Annotated in this window: 19 protein-coding genes, 1 pseudogene and 1 riboswitch; of the genes and pseudogenes, 2 read left to right on the forward strand and 18 right to left on the reverse strand. The window is 26.3% G+C overall.

The genetic code is table 11. The annotated features are described in order from the left end of the window. Positions 1 to 222: 222 nt before the first annotated feature. On the reverse strand, positions 223 to 1,440 hold the full coding sequence (gene trpB / locus ACYUET_RS04340; protein WP_460278016.1) for a tryptophan synthase subunit beta: 1,218 nt from the start codon (positions 1,438 to 1,440) through the stop codon (positions 223 to 225). A 196-nt stretch (positions 1,441 to 1,636) separates the two neighbouring features. Next, positions 1,637 to 3,340, reverse strand: a complete 1,704-nt coding sequence (locus tag ACYUET_RS04345) for a methyl-accepting chemotaxis protein (protein ID WP_460278017.1) — start codon at positions 3,338 to 3,340, stop codon at positions 1,637 to 1,639. Positions 3,341 to 3,577: 237 nt separating this feature from the next. On the opposite strand from ACYUET_RS04345, the pseudogene ACYUET_RS04350 reads away from it, so the two are divergent. Further along, positions 3,578 to 3,652: pseudogene (locus tag ACYUET_RS04350) on the forward strand (8-oxo-dGTP diphosphatase MutT); the annotation flags it as partial. A gap of 395 nt (positions 3,653 to 4,047) precedes the next feature. On the opposite strand, the gene ACYUET_RS04355 reads toward ACYUET_RS04350, so the two are convergent. The 3 genes from ACYUET_RS04355 to ACYUET_RS04365 all read right to left on the reverse strand — a co-directional run bounded on the left by ACYUET_RS04355 (position 4,048) and on the right by ACYUET_RS04365 (position 7,555). Continuing rightward, entirely contained in the window at positions 4,048 to 6,051 is a 2,004-nt protein-coding gene (locus ACYUET_RS04355) for a methyl-accepting chemotaxis protein (RefSeq protein WP_460278018.1), read from the reverse strand. Positions 6,052 to 6,391: 340 nt separating this feature from the next. Continuing rightward, positions 6,392 to 6,757, reverse strand: a complete 366-nt coding sequence (locus ACYUET_RS04360; protein WP_460278019.1) for a heavy-metal-associated domain-containing protein — start codon at positions 6,755 to 6,757, stop codon at positions 6,392 to 6,394. 216 nt (positions 6,758 to 6,973) lie between these two features. Next, a complete protein-coding gene (locus ACYUET_RS04365; RefSeq protein ID WP_460278020.1) occupies positions 6,974 to 7,555 on the reverse strand; it encodes a TetR/AcrR family transcriptional regulator in 582 nt (193 codons plus the stop codon). Between the two features lie 226 nt (positions 7,556 to 7,781). Between ACYUET_RS04365 and ACYUET_RS04370 the strand changes: the two genes are divergently transcribed. After that, entirely contained in the window at positions 7,782 to 9,785 is a 2,004-nt protein-coding gene (locus tag ACYUET_RS04370) for an oxidoreductase (protein ID WP_460278021.1), read from the forward strand. A 160-nt stretch (positions 9,786 to 9,945) separates the two neighbouring features. On the opposite strand, the gene ACYUET_RS04375 is transcribed toward ACYUET_RS04370, so the two are convergent. The 13 genes from ACYUET_RS04375 to folE all read right to left on the reverse strand — a co-directional run bounded on the left by ACYUET_RS04375 (position 9,946) and on the right by folE (position 22,908). Further along, on the reverse strand, positions 9,946 to 12,027 hold the full coding sequence (locus tag ACYUET_RS04375) for a HAMP domain-containing methyl-accepting chemotaxis protein (RefSeq protein WP_460278022.1): 2,082 nt from the start codon (positions 12,025 to 12,027) through the stop codon (positions 9,946 to 9,948). Between the two features lie 48 nt (positions 12,028 to 12,075). Further along, a complete protein-coding gene (locus ACYUET_RS04380) occupies positions 12,076 to 12,564 on the reverse strand; it encodes a chemotaxis protein CheW (protein WP_460278023.1) in 489 nt (162 codons plus the stop codon). A 20-nt stretch (positions 12,565 to 12,584) separates the two neighbouring features. Then, positions 12,585 to 14,636, reverse strand: coding sequence for a chemotaxis protein CheA (locus tag ACYUET_RS04385; RefSeq protein ID WP_460278024.1), 2,052 nt, complete (start codon positions 14,634 to 14,636; stop codon positions 12,585 to 12,587). A 29-nt stretch (positions 14,637 to 14,665) separates the two neighbouring features. Continuing rightward, positions 14,666 to 15,019 (reverse strand): response regulator, encoded by a 354-nt coding sequence (locus ACYUET_RS04390; RefSeq protein WP_460278025.1) that lies wholly within the window; start codon positions 15,017 to 15,019, stop codon positions 14,666 to 14,668. A gap of 340 nt (positions 15,020 to 15,359) precedes the next feature. Beyond that, the gene (locus ACYUET_RS04395) at positions 15,360 to 16,187 is read right to left on the reverse strand and encodes a methyl-accepting chemotaxis protein (RefSeq protein ID WP_460278026.1); all 828 of its coding nucleotides are present in this window, start codon (positions 16,185 to 16,187) and stop codon (positions 15,360 to 15,362) included. Between the two features lie 218 nt (positions 16,188 to 16,405). Continuing rightward, positions 16,406 to 17,284 (reverse strand): aldose 1-epimerase family protein, encoded by an 879-nt coding sequence (locus tag ACYUET_RS04400; protein WP_460278027.1) that lies wholly within the window; start codon positions 17,282 to 17,284, stop codon positions 16,406 to 16,408. A gap of 380 nt (positions 17,285 to 17,664) precedes the next feature. After that, a complete protein-coding gene (locus ACYUET_RS04405; RefSeq protein ID WP_460278028.1) occupies positions 17,665 to 18,069 on the reverse strand; it encodes a hypothetical protein in 405 nt (134 codons plus the stop codon). Positions 18,070 to 18,210: 141 nt separating this feature from the next. Then, positions 18,211 to 18,912 carry an HAD family hydrolase gene (locus ACYUET_RS04410; protein WP_460278029.1) on the reverse strand — a complete coding sequence of 234 codons (702 nt, stop codon included), beginning with the start codon at positions 18,910 to 18,912 and terminating at the stop codon, positions 18,211 to 18,213. Between the two features lie 78 nt (positions 18,913 to 18,990). Then, positions 18,991 to 19,089, reverse strand: a riboswitch (TPP riboswitch). A 147-nt stretch (positions 19,090 to 19,236) separates the two neighbouring features. Next, entirely contained in the window at positions 19,237 to 19,740 is a 504-nt protein-coding gene (locus tag ACYUET_RS04415; RefSeq protein WP_460278030.1) for a GNAT family N-acetyltransferase, read from the reverse strand. Positions 19,741 to 20,030: 290 nt separating this feature from the next. Further along, positions 20,031 to 20,588: a cytochrome b5 domain-containing protein gene (locus tag ACYUET_RS04420; RefSeq protein ID WP_460278031.1), complete on the reverse strand. Its 558-nt coding sequence runs from the start codon at positions 20,586 to 20,588 to the stop codon at positions 20,031 to 20,033. Between the two features lie 123 nt (positions 20,589 to 20,711). After that, on the reverse strand, positions 20,712 to 21,272 hold the full coding sequence (locus ACYUET_RS04425) for a hypothetical protein (protein ID WP_460278032.1): 561 nt from the start codon (positions 21,270 to 21,272) through the stop codon (positions 20,712 to 20,714). A gap of 237 nt (positions 21,273 to 21,509) precedes the next feature. Continuing rightward, positions 21,510 to 22,169: a 7-cyano-7-deazaguanine synthase QueC gene (gene queC, locus ACYUET_RS04430; RefSeq protein WP_460278033.1), complete on the reverse strand. Its 660-nt coding sequence runs from the start codon at positions 22,167 to 22,169 to the stop codon at positions 21,510 to 21,512. 148 nt (positions 22,170 to 22,317) lie between these two features. After that, a complete protein-coding gene (gene folE, locus ACYUET_RS04435; RefSeq protein ID WP_460278034.1) occupies positions 22,318 to 22,908 on the reverse strand; it encodes a GTP cyclohydrolase I FolE in 591 nt (196 codons plus the stop codon). Position 22,909 lies beyond the last annotated feature (1 nt).

The following is a 22,909-nucleotide window of genomic DNA, read 5'->3' on the forward strand; positions in this document are numbered from 1 at the left end:
AGTGTAATTTTAACCTTAAGTTATGTTTAAATCAACATTTCTATTCTAATTTCAATAATTTTTTAATGTTTCTTAATAATTAATAAAAAATTTAAAAAGGATGGTAAAATTCATACCACCCTAACTTTATGCACATAAAATAATAGACCAAAGAAACATTGTATATTCTGTATAGTACTTCTCTATTGTTTTTTGAATGCGCCTTATTGAAATATTTAATTTTTACTTAAAGTATTGTTCACCATATCCATAATTTTCAACAACATAATCAATATCTTTATCGCCACGTCCACTTAAACATACTAAAATAGACCCTTGCTTCATCTCTTTCGCTTTTTTCATGGCATATGCAACTGCATGTGAACTTTCAATTGCTGGAATAATGCCTTCATATCTTGATAACTTAAAGAACGCATCCATAGCCTCTTCATCACTTATTCCAGTATATTCTACTCTTCCTAAATCTCTTAAAAATGCATGTTCAGGACCAACCGATGGATAATCAAGTCCACTAGCAATAGAGTATACTGGTGCTGGCTCTCCATCTTTGTCTTTCAACATTATACTTTCAAATCCATGCATAATACCTTTTTCTCCATATTTCATTGAAGCTGCATGATCTCCTAGGCTATTTCCTCTACCTAAAGGTTCAACTCCAACTATATCAACTGGTTCATCAAGAAATGGTATAAACATTCCTGCTGCATTGCTTCCTCCACCTACACAAGCTGTGACTACATCTGGTAAAAGGCCTGTCATTTCTTTAAATTGATCTTTTGCTTCATATCCTACAACTGACTGAAAATCTCTTACCATAAGTGGAAAAGGATGTGGTCCTAAAGCAGATCCTATACAATATATTGAATCTTTATAATTTTTAGCATATGATTCAAATGCCGAATCTACTGCTTCTTTTAAAGTCTTCAAACCATGAGAAACCGGAACAACTTTAGCACCTAATATTTTCATTCTAGTTACATTAGGCGCTTGTTTTGCAATATCAACTTCCCCCATATGAATTTCACATTCTAATCCAAAAAAAGCCGCTGCTGTAGCTAAAGCTACTCCATGCTGTCCTGCTCCTGTTTCTGCAATAAGACGCTTTTTCCCCATAAATTTAGCAAGTAGTCCTTCACCCATACAATGATTTAACTTATGTGCACCTGTATGATTTAAATCTTCTCTTTTTAAATATATTTGGCAATTGCTTATTTTTCTAGATAACCTTTCACAATGGTAGACCGGTGTAGGTCTTCCTTGAAACTCTTTGCGTATTCGCCTAAGTTCATTAATAAATTGTGAAGAATGACAAATTGTTTGATACGCGTCCCCAATTTCCTTAAATGCAGGAATTAACTCTTCAGTTAAATATGCCCCACCATATGGCCCAAAATGCCCTTCTTTATCTGGATAATTTTTTAAGTATGTCCTAAATTCCATTATAAAACCCCCTTTTACTATACAAAATGAATATTTATATTCTATAATAATACTTTATTGGAATTTATGTCAACATATTGAATATTTAAATTCTCTTCCATTCCAATCATCTTTATTAAAATTATATAAAATATTCATCTATTTTAGCTTTTAGGGGGTAAAATGTATTATTTAAAAATAACTTTTATTCTTTATTTTACACTTTAAATTTTTCTATCACTTCCACAGTTTCATTAATTACAGAAGCTAATAATGTAGCACTTGATGCAACTTCTTCTGCTGAAGCACTCATTTCGTGACTTGATGCCGCTATTTCTTCTGCCGCTGAAGCATTTTCCTCTGATACTGCTGAAGCATTTTCAACTTTAATTATAATCGTTGATTTTTCATTATCTAATATAGATATTAAATCACTTACATTATTTATAAGTGGAATAATTTTATTTATAGCCTCTATTATTTCTTTAAAAGAACACATTGAATTTTCTATTATACTTTCTTGATCTTTAAATGACTTACTAACTACTGACGTATTTGTTATAACATAATTAGCTTCACTAGATATTACATCTACTATATTACTTATATCTTGTGAAGAAGTTTTACTTTGTTCTGCAAGCTTTCTTATTTCTTCTGCTACTACAGCAAAACCACGTCCAGCTTCACCAGCTCTTGCAGCTTCAATAGCTGCATTTAAAGCAAGTAAGTTTGTTTGATCTGCTATACTATTTATAAGTTGTGTTATATCTGTTATCTTATTTATGCTTAATCCTAATGTACCAATCTTTTCTGAAACACTCTTAAATGACTTATCAATTTCATTTAAAGAATCCATTAACTTAGTAAGCTGAGTTCCACTCTCTCCCGCCATATCATTTATATTATTTGCATTATCTGTAACATTTCCAATAACTGAAACTATGTTATCTATAGAATTTGCAAAATTACTTACTGAATTAGTTATATCTATAAGTTCATTTGTTTGACCTTCTGAACCTTTAGCAACCTCTTGAACAGCTTCTCCTACTTGTGATGCTGATGATGACATCTCTTCTGAGGTAGCAGATAAAGATAAAACTTGATCATTTATTGTTGAAGTATTATTCTTAAACTCCTTTAATATATTAGATATAGAATCCACAGTTACTGATAATTCTTTCTTCATAACTCCAAATTCACTTGAAGAATCTTTATCAATTTCTATAGTAAAGTCTCCTTTTGCTAACACTTTAAGTATATTTAAAAAATCTGCTATAGAAGTTTTAATAATCTTAGCAACTATAACAATTATTAAAGCAGTAATAACAATAGCAACACCTACAAGTATTAAAAATAACATTGTTGCTTTATTGAAATCTGTTTTTGATGAAATATAAGTATCTTCAGCAGATTTTACATTTCCATCTGTTAACTTAGTTAATATAGAAGATATGTTATCCCCAATCTTACCATAATCACTCATAAATTGAGCATCTATAGTTTCTCCCTTGCTTCTTTTATTTATAATATCTTGAGCACTATTCATATAATTAGAATAATTATCTTTCAATTCTTTCACTAATTGTTTCTCATTATCAGAAAGGTCAGATTTTTGCATATCTTCAAGATCTTTTTTTATTAATTCATCATTTTTTTTAACTATATCTATAGTATCTTGATTATATGGTCTGTCAATAACCTTTGTTAATGCATTTCTTAACTGTCCTAATTCACCATTTATATATCCCACTATTTTTACATTATTTAGTTTATTATCATATAGATATTTTATATTATTATTTAAATTACCCATATTAAAATAGCCTATACTGCTTATGGCAATATTAGAAATAAGAGCAGTTATTCCCAATATAATGATCCCATAAATAATTTTAAAGTTTTTTAAATTAATGTTATTCATTTTATAAAAATCCTCCTTTTAGATAATGTTAAGAATATTCATTCAAGTTTGTTTATATTATATATTTCGTTTATTTTTTGTAAAAGCTTTAGCTGTTTTTTGTTTTAAAATAAAATTTTTTTATATTTTAAATAAAAAAATTAGATTTTTTTTACATGTTTTGAAACTAATATAAAAATTATTTTTTTACAAAACAAATATATGTTAATATTGTAGTAAGATAGTTAAAAGTGGAAAATATTAAAAGTTGTTGGTGCAATTATAGAAAATGAAAACAAAGAGATTTTATGTGCCTTATCATCAAAAAAAATGCCATGTCAAATATATATTTGACATGGCATTTTTAATTTCATAAATTACGTTATTAAATTTCTTAATATTAATCTTTCTTGTTTACCTTTTTATTATGTTTAATTTTGGAATTATTAGCTTTCTTCTCTTTTTCTTGCTGACTTGAACAAGAACAATCACATTTTTCACTCATAATAATTATCACTCCTAAAATAGAATTTTATTATAATATCACATTACTATTTTGTTCAAGAGCATAATATTTATTCTTATTTTATATTACATTATGTTGCAAATTTAAATCTTCAATAAAATAATATATATTCATTTAATTTATTTAAAAATTATTATTACAACATATATATTAATATTCTTAAATTAACTTTTTATATTCAAACTAAAAATATTTAATTTAATTAGTTCTTAAAAAAGTTTGCTGATTCAACCATATCATCTGTCATTTCTAATAAACTTTGGGAAGAAACGGAAAGTTCTTCTGTAGATGCATTCATCTCTTCTATAGACGCCATAATTTCTTCCGCTGAAGCTGAAACTTCCTCTGATATTGCTGCTGCTGATTCTGTTTTATCAAATATAACATTCTTCTTGTTATCTATACTCTTTGCATATTCTGAAGTGCTATTTATTTTGGGATTCATCCTTTTAATAGATTCAGATATTTCTTTAAAAGAATTTATAGCAACATCAATTTGGTTTCTTTGATTTTCTATTTCAACTTTCATAGAACCTGTAGTATCTACTACATTCTTAGTGTCTATAACTATTCCCTGTATTATTTTTGCTATATTTTCTGCTGAATCTTTACTTTGTTCTGCTAATTTTCTTATTTCATCTGCAACCACTGTAAACCCTCTGCCTGCTTCACCAGCTCTTGCTGCTTCTATAGCTGCATTTAATGCTAAAAGATTAGTCTGTTCTGATATATTGTTTATTAATTGTGTTATTTCATTTATACTATTAATTTTAATTTCTACATTCCCTATCTTGTTTGCAACATCATTAAAAGTATTTGTAACATTTCTTACTGATATAATAACATTTTGCATATCTTTGTTACTATTTAAAGCCATATCACCAATCTCATTAGACATTAAATCAATTGCAGATATATCTATCAACAAATCCTTAAGTTCACCACTAAATTCTTTTATCATATTAACTATATCATTTAAATTCTGCGATTGTTCTACAGTTCCAGCTGAAACACATTGTATAGATGCTGAAATATTAGTAGCAGATGCAGTAAGTTCTTCTGACATAGCTGCTAAATTACTTGCTTTGTCATTTATTATACCAGATCCATTTTTAATAGAATTTACAATTTTCCCAATATTCATCTTAGTATTTTTTAATGCATTTGCCATACTTCCTATTTCATTTTTGCAATTTATTAATTTTTCATTTATATCTATATTTAATTTTCCATTTGAAATTGAATATAAATAATCTTCTACTTTTTTTATTAAGTCAGAAATTTTTCCAGAAACTAAATAAATAATACAAATTACAATTAATATTGATAAGATTGCTATTCCAATTATAACTTTATTTAGTATAGGTAAATTACTTAAAACATCATCTTTATTAACATATATACCAATTGACCATCCATTTACATTAACAGGATCATAAGTCATATATTTATGAGTACCATTATAAGTGTATTCTCCTATTCCGACTTCCCCTTGAATCATTTTTTGTTCTATTTCTGCAAGATTTTTTAACTCTGGATTATTAGCTGCTTCTTTAATGTTATTTATTTTGTTGTATACTAAATTCATATCACTGCTAGATATAGTATCTCCAACACTATTAATCATATATGCTTGTCCTGTATTTAAAAACTTAATTTTATTTACATCATTAACGATTTCATCAGCGTGAGAATATACAAGCAAAACACCAATTATATCGTTTCCATTTTTTATAGGTACAGAATATGCTATAATCATAGTTTTTTTATCTATATCATTTAAAAAAGGATTTGAAACAATTACTTTATCTTTTAAACTATCTTTGAAATATTGTTTATCATCTATTTTACTTTCTCTCTTATCAAAACTTACCATATTACCATTTATATCTGCTATACAAATATCAACCAAGTTATATTTTTCTTTATATTTACTCATATTTTGAAGTTTCTCATCTATAGTTATACTTTCATTTTTCAATATATCATCGTCTGCAATTTGCTTAACTAAATTAATATTTCCTTCAATAATATTTTCTACAGCTTCTGCTGCAATACTACTTGTACTATTAAGTATATTTAAAGCAGTCTCTTCTATAAGTTTTTTAGACATTTGATAAGATGCCAATGATAGAACTGCTAAAGCTATTAGCACTACTGTACCAAATTTAAATATAAGTTCAAATTTAATTTTTTTTAATTTCATCTACTTAACTCCTTATCTTATTATGTTATATTTTCCTAGTTTTAAATAAAAATAAAATTGATTAAATTCTAGTATTTAACCTTTTTATCTTTAAAAATCAAATATATATATTTTTACAAACTTTTTTTATTATAACATTTTTATATTATTTTGGTAATTGATTAAATATTTCGACTTTTTAGACATTAATGAAAATGAATTATTTTTATCAAAAAAAGATAATATTTTAATAATCACTATATTTACTATATTAATTATTAAAATATTATCTATACTATTTATTATTATTTAATTTATATTTCATTGATATTATAAAAATTAAACTCTATTTTTATATGTTTTAATTATTACTGTTAATTGATATTACAGAATATCCTGTTTTTTCTACAGTTCTTTTAAGAATTTGATCCTCTATATTTGATTTCATTTTAACCTTAGCTAATTTATTTTTTAAATCCACCTCTGCAAAAGTATTTTCTAAATGGCTAAGTTCATTTTCAATATGATTTGCACAATTTTTACATTTCATTCCTTCAATATATATTGTTTTAGAAAATTTATAATCTGATATATTTTTATTTTTATGTTTTCTTTGTTTTGGTTCAACTGTTCCTCCACAACATCCTCCCGCTAATTTTTTCATATAACTTTTAACTGAAAAAATAGTTATTAATACGATTATTATTGAAATAATACCTGTTGCCATTAATCCCCCTCCTTATTTATAGCAATATAAAACTTTAACTAATTACTTTCTACTTATATATATAACACTCTTTTTTAATTTTGACAATGATTATCATTACAAACATTATTTTTATTTAAATTTCTTTATTAATTTTTTTCTAAATTTAAATACATAAAAAAATCTTACATTATAAAATTAAGCCTTAATAATATAGTTTTAAAAAAATCTATATTATTAAGGCTTAAATATTGTTATAAGTTGTTTTAAAGTATTGTTCATTTCTTGTTTTAAATTGTACTCTCCATCATGCAAACACCAATCATACACAACTCCTCTCATTAATACAAAAATATATCTTGTAATATATTGAGGTGTCATTTCGTTTATAATTTCATTCTTTTCCTGACCTTCTCTTATTATTTCATCTAATATGGTTTGCATATTTCTTCCTTTAGTAATAAACATTTTATTATTTGAATTATATAACTGCTTCATCATATCAATTCCTGTGTTTTGATTATATTCTGCATAATAACCAAAATACTCAATAATTTTATCAAGTGCATTTTTACTAGAAAGTTTATCTTTAACATTATCATAAAAAAAATCATCTGCTTTTTTATATAATTCTATTAAAATATCATTTTTAGACTCAAAATAATGATAAAAACTCCCTACTGAAACCCCAGCTTTCTCACATATATTCTGTATAGTAATACTATCATATCCTTCTTTTTGCATAAGCTTTGTTGCTGTATTATATATCTTATTTTTTGTATTTATAGCTTGAATTTGCCTTTTTGTGAGTTTTGTCATTTTTTATTCTCCTAGTTACAATTTTCTAAAAATTCCATCATATTATCATTATACTTAACATTTATTTATTGTCAAATTTAACATATTATTTTTGTAAAATTTGTATTATATGTTGACGTTTTCATAATATGGTATTATACTGAACGTGTTCAACGAATTAGTTTTATGAATCTATTCATTGAATTAATTCGGTATATATATTTTTATAACATTGGGAGGTTTTTTTATGCAAAGTAAATATTCAAATTTATTTGAACCAATCAAAATTGGTAACCTTGAAATTAAAAACAGATTCGTAATGGCTCCTATGGGACCTGCTGGATTATGTTCAGAAGATGGTAGTTTTAATGAACAAGGAATAGAGTATTATGTTGAAAGAGCAAAAGGTGGTACTGGATTAATAATTACTGGTGTTACTTATGTTGAAAATGACATTGAAAAATGTTCTATGCCTTCTATGCCTTGTCCAACTATTAACCCTGGAAACTTTATAAAAATGGCAAAAATACTTACTGAAAGAGTTCATGCTTATAACTCAAAAATATTTTTACAATTAACTATGGGTTTTGGTCGTGTTAGTATTCCTGGTATTGTTGGAGGTGTTCAACCAATAGCCCCATCTGCTATCCCTCATAAATGGATGCCTGATGTAACATGCAGAGAACTTACAATAGAAGAAATTGAAACTTATATAAAAAAATTCGGTGAATCAGCTGCTATAGCAAAAGAAGCTGGATTTGATGGTGTTGAAGTACATGCTGTTCATGAAGGATATCTTCTTGACCAATTTACTATGACATTATTCAATAAAAGAACTGATAAATATGGTGGCAGTTTACAAAACAGATTAAGATTACCTATAGAAATTCTTAAATCAATAAAAGGAAATTGTGGAAAAAATTACCCTGTATCTCTTCGTTATAGTGTTAAGAGTTATGTAAAAGGCTTAAATAATGGTGGCTTACCAGGAGAAGACTTTGAAGAAAAAGGTCGTGATCTTGAAGAAGGTCTTGAAGTTGCTAAAATATTAGAAGAAGCTGGATATGATGCTTTTAATTCTGATGCTGGTACTTATGATTCATGGTATTGGAATCATCCTCCTATGTATTTTGAAAAAGGAATGTATCTTTCATTAAATGAAAAGTTAAAACAAGTACTTAAAGTTCCTGTAATTACAGCCGGAAGAATGGACAACCCTGATCTTGCAAGTGATGCTATCGCTACTCATAAAACAGATATGGTAGCTTTAGGAAGACCACTTTTAGCAGATGCATATCTTCCAAGAAAAATTAAAGAAGAAAAAATTAAAAATATTCGTCCATGTTTATCTTGTCATGATGGATGTATGGGAAGATTAGCTACTGGTGGTGGACTTTCTTGTGCTGTAAACCCATCTACTGGTAGAGAAAAAGACTTTGAATTACAACCTGCTAAAAAAATTAAAAATGTAATGGTTATAGGTGGTGGCGTTGCTGGATGTGAAGTTGCAAGAGTTTGTGCTATCAGAGGTCATAAAGTTTCTTTATATGAAAAAACAGATAAATTAGGTGGAAATATTATACCTGGAGGAGTTCCTGATTTTAAAGAAGATGATAGAGCCCTTGTAAACTGGTACGAAAATGAATTAAAAGAAAATAACATTGATATTAATTTTAATACTGAAGTTACAAAAGACCTAGTTGATAAATTAAATCCTGATGTAGTTATTGTAGCTACTGGTTCGACTCCTAAAATATTAAACTTAGAAGGCAATATGAAGAAAGTTTATACTGCTCAAGATGTACTTTTAGGAAATAAAAATTCTGGAGATTCAACAGTTATTGTTGGTGGTGGTTTAGTTGGTTGTGAAACAGCTCTTTGGCTTGTAAAACAAGGTAAGAAAGTTACTATCGTTGAAGCTCTTGATGGAGTGTTATCTTCTGGTCCTGAAATATGCCATGCAAATAGCCAAATGCTAAAAGATCTTTTAGCTTTTTACAAAGTTGATATCAAAACAAAAACTATTGTATCTAAAGTAACTGATGAAGGTGCTGTAATAAAAGAAAATGATAAAGAAACAACAATTCCTGCTGATTCTATCATTTTATCTGTTGGATATAATTCTGAAAAATCACTATATAATGAATTAAAATTTAATGATAAAGAATTATACTTATTAGGAGATGCAAGAAAAGTTAGAAATATCATGACTGCTATTTGGGATGCCTTTGAAGTAGCTAGACATATATAATTAAAAAATGACTATCTCAAAACATATATTTATGTAGTTGAGATAGTCGTTTTATATTATCTTAGAATAATAAATAATTTTGTGTAAATTCTAACTTATTTTTCAAAAGAATTGTTCATATCTAATCTAGTTTTCATTTTAAATAATCACATATTCTCTATTACTTTTTAAGCTTAAAAACAGAAACCATATCTTTAAGTAATTGTGATTGACTTGAAAGTTCCTCACTAGCTGCTGCACTTTCTTCAGCAGTTGCTGAATTTGCTTGAATAACTTGTGAAACTTGATCAATTCCTGAATTTATCTGTGAAATACCAATAGCCTGTTCAGCTGAAGCTGCTGCTATCTCAGTCACAAATGTTGTTGCTTTTGAAACTCCATTTACTATCTCATATAAAGCTTTTGCTGTGTCATTTGCAATCTCAGTACCTTTTTCAGCTTTTTTTATAGAACCTTCAATAAGTTCAGTAGTTTCTTTAGCTGCTTTCGCACTTCTCTCAGCTAAATTTCTTACTTCTTCTGCCACTACTGCAAATCCTTTTCCATGTTGGCCTGCTCTAGCTGCTTCCACTGCTGCATTAAGTGCAAGTATATTAGTTTGGAATGCTATCTCATCTATTACCTTTATTATTTTTGAAATACTATCAGAGCATTCATTTATCTCTGCCATAGACTGAAGCATTTCTTTCATTTGTATGTTTCCTTGTTCTGCTTTTTCTTTTGCCTTAATTGCAAGTTCTTTAGCTTCATTCGCATTTGTAGCATTTTCTTTAGTTTGTGCTGCGATTTCAGCTATAGATGAAGTTAATTCTTCTATAGCACTTGCTTGTTCTGCCGCGCCTTCAGATAAACTTTGACTGCCTTCTGAAACTTGCCTTGCTCCCATAAATACTTCTTCAGAAGCAACATTTATTTCACTAAGGACTGAATTTAATGAGATTATTATTGTATTTAATGAAGCTGAAATATTATTAAAATTACCCTCAAATTCTTTAACAGATTCGATTGCAAGATTACCCGTTGAGACTTCTCCTATAATTTCAGAAATTTCTCCAACAATACCCTTTAAACCTTTTTGTGTATTATTAACAGACCTTGCTAATACTCCAAATTCCCCTTTATAAGATCCATTTACCCGAACCTCTAAATTTCCTTTAGACATTTCACTCATGACACTATTAACTTCTTTTATTGGTTTTACCATACCTTCAATTAATCCATTTACCCCCTCTACTATCTTTCTAAAATCTCCACTATGTTTTGTTTCATCTGACCTTATATCTAAATTACCTTCTTTAGCTGCATTTGATAAAATATTTGCATCCTCTACTAATGCCTTTATAGTTTTTATTGTCTTATCTAAAGCTGGAGAAATTTCATCCTTTTCATCTTTTACAATTATCTCCATGTTAATATCCCCTTGTGATATTCTTTGCATTGTACCAATTACATGTTCTTGCAAATCGCATGCAAATGCATCCATTACTTGTGCCATTTCACCTAACTCATCGCATGTATTTATATTTAATCTTTCACCAAGATGTCCTTTGCTCATTTCCTTAATCATATGTACTACTTTTTCCAAAGGCTTAGTTATCAAACCAGCTATGTATAATCCTATTAATACTGATATAATCATAACAAAAATATTTACTACTATCATTGCTATTATAGCCGTGTTGCTTTTACTAGTATTTAAGTTAGATTGTTCTTTTCCATAATTAGTCTTCATAGAAATCAAGTTTTCTATAGCTTTTTGTTCCTCTAATGACGCTTTGTCAGCTTCTTTATTTTCTTTCATCATAGTAACAACTTCATTATGTTTTCCTTCTTTTACAAGTTGTATTAATTTTTCAAGTTCTGTTTTATATACTTTTTTTGCAGCAATAAAAGTATCAAATTCTCTTCTTACATCATCTGATTTAATTGTTTTATCAAATGATTCAGATAATTTTTCAATCTTTTCAATATTTTCTTGAATTGCATTTATATTTTTTAAACTTTCCTCAGATGACTCTGCCATTACTAAATCTCTTATATTTACTCTCATTTGTTGAAATTCAATACCTATTTGGCTCATTTCTGCAATAGGGACTGTCATATTTTCATATAATTCAACATCCAATTTATTCGCTGTTTTTAATGCATAAATTGAATAACCTCCCATTGCTCCAGAAATTAATGCTATTAACACAAAACTTAATATTAATTTTTTGCTTATCTTTAAATTAGTAAACCACATATTCCATAGCCCTCTCTACTTTTAATATATTTATCAATGCGTTGTTTTTTAAAATTTTTCGATTTCATCGTCTTCTATAATCTTATTACAATCTATAATAAGCCTTACTTCATTTTCAACTTTAGCAATATTTCTTATATATTTATTAGAATTATCTTCATTTTTTTTAATTTTAGGAAGGCTAGATAAATCCTTTTCAGGTATAGTAGCAACCTCTAACACTCTATCTATTATAAATCCAATACATATCCCTTTTATTTCTACTATTATAATACATGTTCTATCATCATACTTTTTAGCTTCTTTTTTTAACTTTAATCTAATGTCCATAACAGGTATTATTTTTCCCCTAAGATTTATTACTCCTTTAATATAATCGGGTAATTCAGGAACTTCTGTTATAGGTTGAATACATATAATTTCAATTACATTTTCAATATCAATACCATAATCTTGTCTATCGATTGAAAATATAAGGTATTTATCCTTTTGGGTATCTTCGTCATCTTCAATTATTTCTTGTAATAAATTTGACATCTTTTAATCACCTCTAATTTTTATAGATTAATCACTTTAGATATATCAAGTATCAAACTTATAGTTGCATCTCCAAGTAATGAACAGCCACTTATTCCTTGTACCCTTTTTATATAATCTGGAAGTGGTTTAATTACAACTTGTTGTTGTCCAATAAGCGAATCCACAAAAATACATCGTGTTTTACCTTGATCTTCAATCATAATTACAATACCATCTTCAATATTTACTACATCTGTTTTTATATTATAAAGTTCATGAAGTCTTAATATCGAATAACATTCTCCTCTTATAATTATCATCTCTTTATTATTAATATCTTTAATTAGATCTTCTTTTTTTATTATAAATGACTGCCTAATAGACTTAACTGGAATTGTAAAAGCTGAAGAACCAACCTTCATTGTCATCCCATCTATAATAGCAAGCGTTAATGGTATTTTTATTGATGTTATTATTCCTTTTCCCTCTATACTATCAACAGTTACCGTACCTCTAATTTTTTCAATTTCCTTAACAACTACATCCATACCAACTCCACGTCCAGAGAACTCTGTAACGTTCTCATTTGTTGAAAATCCTGGTAAAAATATCATTGAATAAATTTCTTTATCCGTCATATCTGTTTCTATATTTTTTAACAATCCATTTTTTTGAGCTTTTTTTAATATTTTATCTTTATTAAGACCTCTACCATCATCTTTTATGTTAATAAAAACTTCTCCACCAGTATTTTTAGCCTCAATTGTTATTTTTCCCTTTGCTTGTTTTCCACATGCAATTCTTTCTTCTGGAGACTCTATTCCATGATCCATTGAATTCCTTATTATATGCATTAAAGGATCAGCAATATGTTCTATTATATTTTTATCTACTTCTGTTTCTTGACCAATTATTTCGAGTTCTGTTTCTTTATTTAATTTTTGAGACATATCTCTAACTAATCTTGTCATCTTATTTAATGTGAGTGCAAGTGGTACCATCCTTATGGACATAACAACATCTTGAAGGTCTAAAATTCTTTTTCTATGTTGTCGTGCTGCTTTGTTAAAACTATCTAATTGCAATCCTGAAATTTCTGGGTTTTTAGTTACCATTGCTTCTGAAATAACCAATTCTCCAACTAAATCCATAAGTACATCTAACTTATTAACATCAACACTAATTAGGTTTTGTTTATAAACAGATTTAGTCTTTACGTTTTCATTTATCTTAACATTATTGGTAACGTCATTATTAATAATTTCTGTTTTTTCATTATCTACTTGTTTGACTTCTTGATAAAATTTATTTTCAGTTTCAAACTCTTTAATGTCAACCGTACTTAAAAATATTGTTTTCATAAAAAATTCTCTAGTTTCTTCCATAGAACTAGTAGTCTTAAAAAATATTTTAAAACCTTCAGATCTTATCGTTTCACATGTTTCATTATTTTCATTAATATCTTTTGGATCAAAATATAAAATCTCTGCAATTTTTTTAAGTTCATGAATAACACCAAAACATCTTAGATTCTCCATTTGGCATATATCTTCAAAAAATAAGATAGCATAAAAAAAATTAAACTTATCAGTATCTTTTTTATTATTCAAATAATATTTTTGATTTTCTTCTTTCTCTATTATTGATTCATCTATCATCTTATTATCTAAATTATTTGAATCTGTATTTTCTAACCTTAAAACTTCTAAAAATTTATTCACTTTATTAATAAATAAATTGAAATCAAAATCCGTTTCCTGATAATTATTTATTTTCTCTATTTCTGTTTTTATAAGGTCACTTCCCTCTAAAACTAAATTGGTAAGCTCTGAATAATCAATATGTTCAGGATTAAATTCTCTAATAAAATAAAATAATTCTTCTATACTATGAGAAATATGAGAAATATTATCAAGCATCATCATGCCAGATGAGCCTTTAATTGTATGCATTATTCTAAATATCTCATTGATAGCATCACTTTTTAATTTTTTATGCTTTTCACTATCAATTATAAGTTGCTCGAGTTGTTCTATCATATCAAATGTTTCAAAAATGAACACCTCCAACATAGGCTCTTTTCTATTCATATTTTCACCTTCTCTTGTTATAATAACTACTAAAAATTACTTAAAGTCTTTAAAAGATAATCTTCTTTAAAAGGCTTCACTATGAAACTTTTAGCTCCAATAACAATTGATTCTCTAATTTTCATTTCTTGTCCCATAGCACTTAGCATAATTACAGTTGCATTAGGATCAAACTTAAGTATTTCAGTTAAAGCTTCTAACCCATCCATTACTGGCATTGTTATATCCATTGTAACTATTTCTGGGTTTAACATTTTATACATTTCAACAGCCTGAACTCCATTTTCTGCTTCTCCTACCACTTCAAATCCATTTTCCTCAAGCATTTTTTTTAGTGATAATCTTATAAAAACTGCATCATCAACTATTAGTATCCTTTTCATAAATAAAATCCTCCCTGAATTTACATTTTAAAATATTACTCATTAGTTCTATACTCACTCTTTTTAATTCAAAACAGCCATCTCCTTTATATTGTTATTTTAAAAATATTAAAGAAAAACAAGTTATATTTTCCATTAATGTTGTTTGTAATCCTTTTATTCTACAAATTTCTATTATTTTCTCGTTTATATTTTATAATTCTTTATAACATAATGTCAATACTAGTATTATTTTAATAATTTAAAATTCAAAGCATATTTTTAATAACAGATATATAAAAAGACATAGTTATATTTGTTTTTATACAAATATAACTATGTCTTTTATATGTTTTTATATTTATAATTTTTCAGCTAAATTTCCTAATAATACTGCTGTATTATTTAACTTATCAATTAGTACTGTCATTTCTTTTAAAGCTTCTGATTGTTTATTTGACACATCATCAACATTTATTACTTTATCATTAATTTTTTCTATTGCTGTTGAAATATTTTTAATAACACCTTCTATTTTCCCTATTGATTCATTAGATGAATTAGATAATTTTCTAATTTCCTGAGCAACAACATTAAACCCTTTTCCATGCTCTCCAGCTCTTGCTGCTTCAATAGCTGCATTTAATCCTAAAAGATTAGTTTGAGAAGAAACTCCTTTTATAAAATTTACTATTTCATCTGTGTCATTAGCCATTTCATTAGCTTTATTAGCTTCTTCTAGTATTTTACTATTCATATCTGTCAAATCTTGTACACCAGATGAAATTTGATTTATACTTGTTCCAATTTGTGATAAGGATGTTATCAATTCTTGTGTAATATTAGTTACATCCTTTTTCTTTGAAAGACTTTTTCCAATAGCTATTGATCCTACAACATTATTTCCATCTTTTATAGGAATCATATATGATTTAAAAGCTAATCCCATAAAATCTTCTGGAATAATCTTCACTTCGATCTTCCCTTTTTTCATAGCTTCTTTTACAAATTTTCCTGCTTCTGAACCTTCTTTTATCTTACAGTCTATTTCTTTACTACCTTGATAATATAGTACTTTCTCCCTATCAGTTAGCATAATTTCTATATCATTATCAAAAAAAATATCGATATATGGAATAGAATAATAAACACTATTTAATGCAACATTTCCAAAATCATTTTTTAACATCCCATTACTCCTCTATTATATGTCTAAATCAATTAATTCTTATAAAATTATACTATAATACTTTAAATATATAAAGATTTTTACCTCTTATTACAGTTTTACTTTATTTGCATTTATAAATTCATATTCTTAAAATCAAAGTATTATAAAAAATAAACAAGCTATCTAAAATTTATAAAAATATTTTAGATAGCTTGTCTTATATTGTTTTTTATTTATTATTCTCTAACAGAAATTTTATAACTACAACTAAATTCTTTATTTATATCAAGTGAAACAGTTCCTTCTCTATCTTTAAATTCGCCATTAAAATCTTGATAATCAGCATGTCCGAACCAAGGTTCTATGCATAAAAATGGTGCGCTAGTTTCTGGAGCCCATATTCCTAAGTATGGGAATCCTTTAAAATCTACTGTTAAAGACTTATTATTATTTTTTGATTCTATAGTTATTTCATTAGATTTTAAATCATCAAAAACTAAAACGCCCTCTTTAAATAATTCTTTTGATAAATAAATAGTGTCTGAATCATTTAAATATTCTTTTCTTTCATGTAAAAAATAACTTTCTTTTGTAACTAACATAGTTGAACTATTTTCTATTTTATTAAACTTAAGATAGTAATCTTCTAATTTTTGATTTTTTTCAATAGGACACATTAATGCTGGATGACCTCCTATTGAAAAATATATTTCTTTATCATCTAAATTTATAACCTTATATGTTACATCCACAGTATTTTCTTCAATAGTATAAGTAACATTTAAAGAAAACTTATAAGGATATGCATTAAGAGACTCCTCTGAATATTTTAGTTCAAAGGTAATAGAATTATCTGTTTGTGATACCAAAGTAAAATCAGATATTCTAGCTAATCCATGAGCTGGTATTTCATATATTTTTCCATTCACTTTATACTTTAAATCAAGTGCTTTTCCTACTACAGGGAATAAAATTGGTGAATGATATTTCCAATATTCAGGATTTCCATCCCAAAGATATTCAGTATTTTTTTCTTTACCCGTTAAAGAGTGTAATTCTCCTCCATGAGTACTAGCTGTAATTTTTATTTTCGAGTTTTCTAGAGAATAAATCATAAATAACGTCCTTTCATTTCTATATAATATATAATCTTTTATTATCTTTCTATATGAATTAATTCTTTTATAAAGAATAGCAATAATAATTTAAAAAGCTTGTCTGCTTTAATCTATCTAAACTAGTATAAATTTAGATACATCCTTTACATTATATATCCTTTTAATCTATATTTCTATATATTTATAATATTGTGTTGACAAATAGCTATAATGCCAAATTAAAGTTATATAATCATATTATTAAAACTTTAAATCAGTTTATTCTTTAAATTTATCTAAAAAACAAAATAGAACTCCATTGTTAATTAATATAACAAAAGGAGTTCTATTTTTTAATTTTAAATCCTAACTTTGAATAAAGTTTGTAAAAATTCATTCTATTTTTGACTTGTTATTTGTATTAATTTTACTCCTGCTTGAGGAGGAATAGATTTAGTCATAGCTTCATTAAGTACCATAAAAACAGTATCGCCTTTTTCAATTTTAAGTTCCTTAGGATTAACTTTTTCATATTTATTATTCTTTTTCATATTAAAGCATTCATCGGGCATAAGCATTGTGTTTTCACCAACAATACCAATAACCTCTTCTTTATAAACCTTACCCCCTTTAATATATCCTTTAACTCTCACTCTTAAAATATTATCCTTTTCAACCTTTTGTACTTCTTGAACTTCACCCATAAAAAGGACATCTTTCTCTTTTTCACCAAAAGCAAAAGCTGGCATACTGAAAAACATTAAAAATAGTAGTGTAATCGCTAATACTTTATTATGTCTCATAAGTTTCTCCTTTCTTTTGTACAATTAATTTTAATATGCAGTTAATATTATTTGATAATAAAATAATTTTATACTATGTAAAATTTCTAACTTTGTTATTACTTTGAATTATTTACTGTTATGTTTTCCTATTAAAATCAACTAATATGGAATAGGTGCATTTGTAAAATCACTTAAATACCCATCAGCTATTTCTAGTATCTCTTTCCTATATTTAACAGAATACTTATCATAAATACCATAAACAGTTATTCCAACTTTTTTTGAATTAACAATTCCTTGTAAAACATCTTCAAATAAAATACATTTATCAGCAGACAAATTTAATTTTTTGATTGTTAATAGAAAAATATCTGGATATTCTTTACCTCTGCCAATCTCATCTGTAGAACAAAAAACGTCAAACAATTCGAAAATTCCATTATTTTTTAAAGCAGGTTCATATAATTTTCGTGGCAATCCTGTAGCTACTGCTAACTTAATCCCTTTATCTTTTAAATGTAAAAGATATTCTTTTGCATACTGTTTTAATTTAATATTATGACTATATTCATGTATCGCCATGTTTTCCCACTCTTTTATAATATCCTCTTCTTTTTCATCTAAATTAAATAATTTAATAGTATACTGAGCTGCTTCTTTAAAATTGCGAGCACATATCTCATTTATATATCCATCCGGAACTTTTAATCCCCTTTTTGAGAGAAAATCTATATCAATCTTCTCCCATATGTCCATAGAATCTAGTAAAGTTCCATCCAAGTCAAAAATTGCTGCTCTAAAGTTTATTTTCATAATATCTCTCTTATAATTTTTTTCTGCTGTACTTGTAAAAACCCCCATTAAAAATTTATCCTCCTTTTAAATTTTTATATAACAAAAAAGCGCTTACTTATAATAGCAAGCACTAAAATCAAATACATCGGTAGATGATTTGCTCCCTACGTCAGTATTAGCTAACAGGTTCAAAGGGTCAGGTTTTATCCTTCTCAACTTTTTACAGTCCCCCCGCAAATAATTCACTATTTAAATTTTATTCCAATATCTGCATATATTATATCATTCATAATATAATATGTATAGTAATATCCCTATTTCTATATATCCCGTTTTTCACTAATACAAAATATTGATTTCTTTCTACTGTTTATGTACTATTATTTTAAGTTATATTATTTTTTCAAAAGCTATTCTCTCACTTTTATCTTCTAAATAAATTATCCCACAATACTTAAATCCATTCTTCTTAAGCATTGTTTGCATAGATATGTTATCTTTATGTGTATCTATTCTGATACTATGTATATTTTTATTTAAACAAATTTTTTCGATATTTTCTATAATTAACTTTGCTATACCTAAACCTTTATAATTATTATCAATAGCAATTCTATGAACAACTGCATATTTATTATCACTTACCCACTCTCCATCATAAATATTTTCATAAGTCTTTTCTCCATCAAAGGAAAGCATTGCAGTTCCAATAATATTATTATCTTTTATCAAAATATAACTATTCTTATTAGAAATATCATTTCTTATTGTTTCAATATTAGGATAGTTATTTTGCCACTGATTAATTCCCTTTTTACTAAAATATTCTTGTGCCTGTTTAATAATATTAATTATACTATTAGCATCTGATTCTACTGATTTTCTAAATTCCATTTAATACTCCTTTTTTAATATCTTTATATTCTTAAACTTTATTTCTATAATTTTTTGATTATTTATATTTAAATAATCAAATTTAATAAATAAGCTTTTCATTAAGATATTATTTGTTTTCTTATAATTATATTTATTATAAATATAATTGTGTCTTTAATCTATATTTTAAAGTTCCTACTAGAATGTTTCTTTTGTATATTAAAACAATTATTAATATAACATTCTCTCAGAACTTTTAAAATACAAATCTTTATTTTCTTAAGTATTTATTAACTTAAGTGATAATTTTAATAAAATCTATTCATCTTACTTTGCGCCAAAAGCTGTGATACTCCTGTCTTTTCCCATTCTTCAACCTGCTCAATAGCTTCTTGTGGATCTTTTCCTAGTCCCACAAGCACACCTGCTAGAATAAATTCTTGGTATAAATGTTCAGGATTAATTCCTGCTTTAGCTTCTGCTAATTCCCGATTAACTAATGGGGTAATATATCTAACCCAATCATCAGGTGTCAATTTAGACTTATCTTTCATTTCACTTCTACTTATTCTATTATTTTTTTTAAGTATTCCAACTTTAGGTAAAGTACTTAAAAATTTAGGCATTCCATGACATGATTTAAATTGTTCTGTTAAATCTTTTCCTGCTGTAAGACCAAAATGTTCTCCATTATCCCAAACTGATTTTCCACTCACATCATAAACTATACCTTCTATTGCCACATATGCAGGATTACCATTTTTCCCATTGTATTGTGCTAATTCTTCTAATGTAAATTCTCTTTGTTCTCTATAATTATCTTTTATGAGCTCTCTAATAGTTTCTACATCAAAATATACAGACATATATACTCCTTAAATATTTTTTATCTATAATTAATATAGTATAAAACTACTAAGCAAATAACTATTAATGAAAATAATTCCATATATTTCGTATATTATTATAATATAATTTTAATCTTAATATTAAATATTTTTAATTATAGGTTTTAACCTTTTTAAGTATATTGATACTAAAACTATTATAATTATTGAATTTACTCCATAAGATAAAAATTTAAGTGCACTAAAAAAGCTTGTTAATTCTGTAATTCCATTTAAAGAACTTGGAAATCTTCTTAGCATAATAAAAACTCCTATGTTTTCCAAATAATCAAATAGAGTTACAGTAAATAAAGGTAAAATGCATAAATATTTAAATTTTTCTCCATTAAATAATTTTTTTATTAATAAAGCTATTGTTATACAGAATGTAAATCCCGCTAAAATAGGAAAAATAACATCTCCTAATTGCACAATATTATAATACTCTATTCCTTTGTCACCATAACTTGAAATAATTTTATAAGCTTCATCACTTTTAAGTCCAACATAGATATCTATTAGTTTAGTACCATTAGTTACTTGTCCAAACTTAGCTATTAACTTGTTAAAAACAAAAATTGTATATATTGCTGTAATAGTTATAGTTATTATTACATTTTTTATAGTTGCTATTTTTAATAAAAAATCACTAATTTTTTTCATAATTAACGTGCCTCTTATTTTCATTTAAATTATTTTCTAGATTAATTATATTACATTATTATCCTATAAATAATTTATTAAAATAAAAACACCTTCTATATTAAAGAAAGTGTTTATAATAAATTCTTTTATGTTTTAAACCTGTATTAATTTGACTAAACTTTATTTTTAGAACGCTTAAAGTAAATTCCTCTTTCCATAAGTCTTATGCTAGATATAGAAAGACTCACTTAAAGATTATTTTAAATATTCTTTTTTGAATTCTAAATAACCATTTTTTCTTAATTTACAAGCTGGACATTCTCCACAACCATTACCTATTATTCCATTATAACAAGTTAGTGTTTCTTCTTTAACTATTTTAAGTGCTCCTAAATCGTCTGCCATCTTCCAAGTTTCTGCTTTATTAATCCACATTAATGGAGTAAGAATTTCAAATTGATAATCCATAGCTAAATTTAATGTAACATTTAAAGATTTTATAAATACGTCTCTGCAATCTGGATATCCACTAAAGTCACTTTGAGATACTCCTGTTATAATAGTGTTTATTTCTCTTTGTTTTGCAAATACTGCTACAAAAGTTAAAAATAGCATATTTCTACCATCTACAAATGAATTAGGGACCCCATCCTTAGGAGCATCTTTATCAACATTTATATCTTGTCTAGTTAATGAATTAGGTGCTAATTGATTTAATAAGTTTAAATCTAAAATATGATGTTCTACACCATACTTTTTACATATATCTCTTGCACATTCTAATTCTAACTTATGTTTTTGATTATAATCAAAAGAAACTGCTATAACTTCTTTAAATCTCTTTTTAGCCCAAAATAAACAAGTTGTACTATCTTGACCACCACTAAATACTACTACTGCTTTTTCTTTATTCATTTATTATTACACCGTCCTTAATTTGTAGTTTAATCTTAACTACAGTTATTTATATTATTAAACATATTCTAAAATAGTGTTAATATTGTGGTATAAAGGTAATAACTTTGTTTATACTACAATATCAACATTTACTTAAAATACATTTTTATTGTCTATAAAGCATCATTAATTTATTATTTAAGATTGGATCAGTATTAAATCTTCCTCTTAAAGTAGTTGATATTGTTCTAGCACCTGGTTTTTGTATACCTCTAGTAGTCATACAACCATGTTCTCCTTCTATGATAACTGCTAAATCTTCTGATTCAGTTACTTTTTGAAGTATTTCAGCTATATCAGTTCCTATTCTTTCTTGAAGTTGCAATCTACGTCCTACCATATCAGCTATTCTTGCTATTTTACTTAACCCAATGACTTTTTTATTAGGTATATAAGCTATTGCAACTTTCATATTATACATAAGTGCCAAATGATGTTCACAATGACTGAATATTTCTATATCTTTGATAAAAACTATATCATTATTATTTTCTTTTATAAGTAAATCATCTTCAAAGGTAGTGTTAAACATAGCTGCAATTTGATCATTGCTATAACACATTCCTTGAAAAATCTCTTCATACATTTTAGCTACACGTTTAGGAGTATCTTTTAATCCCTCTCTATCAGGATTATCTCCTAAAGCTATTAAAATTCCTCTTATATGTTCCTCAATCGCTTTTACATCAATCTCCATT

The organism is Clostridium sp. CTA-5 (genome assembly GCF_054768135.1).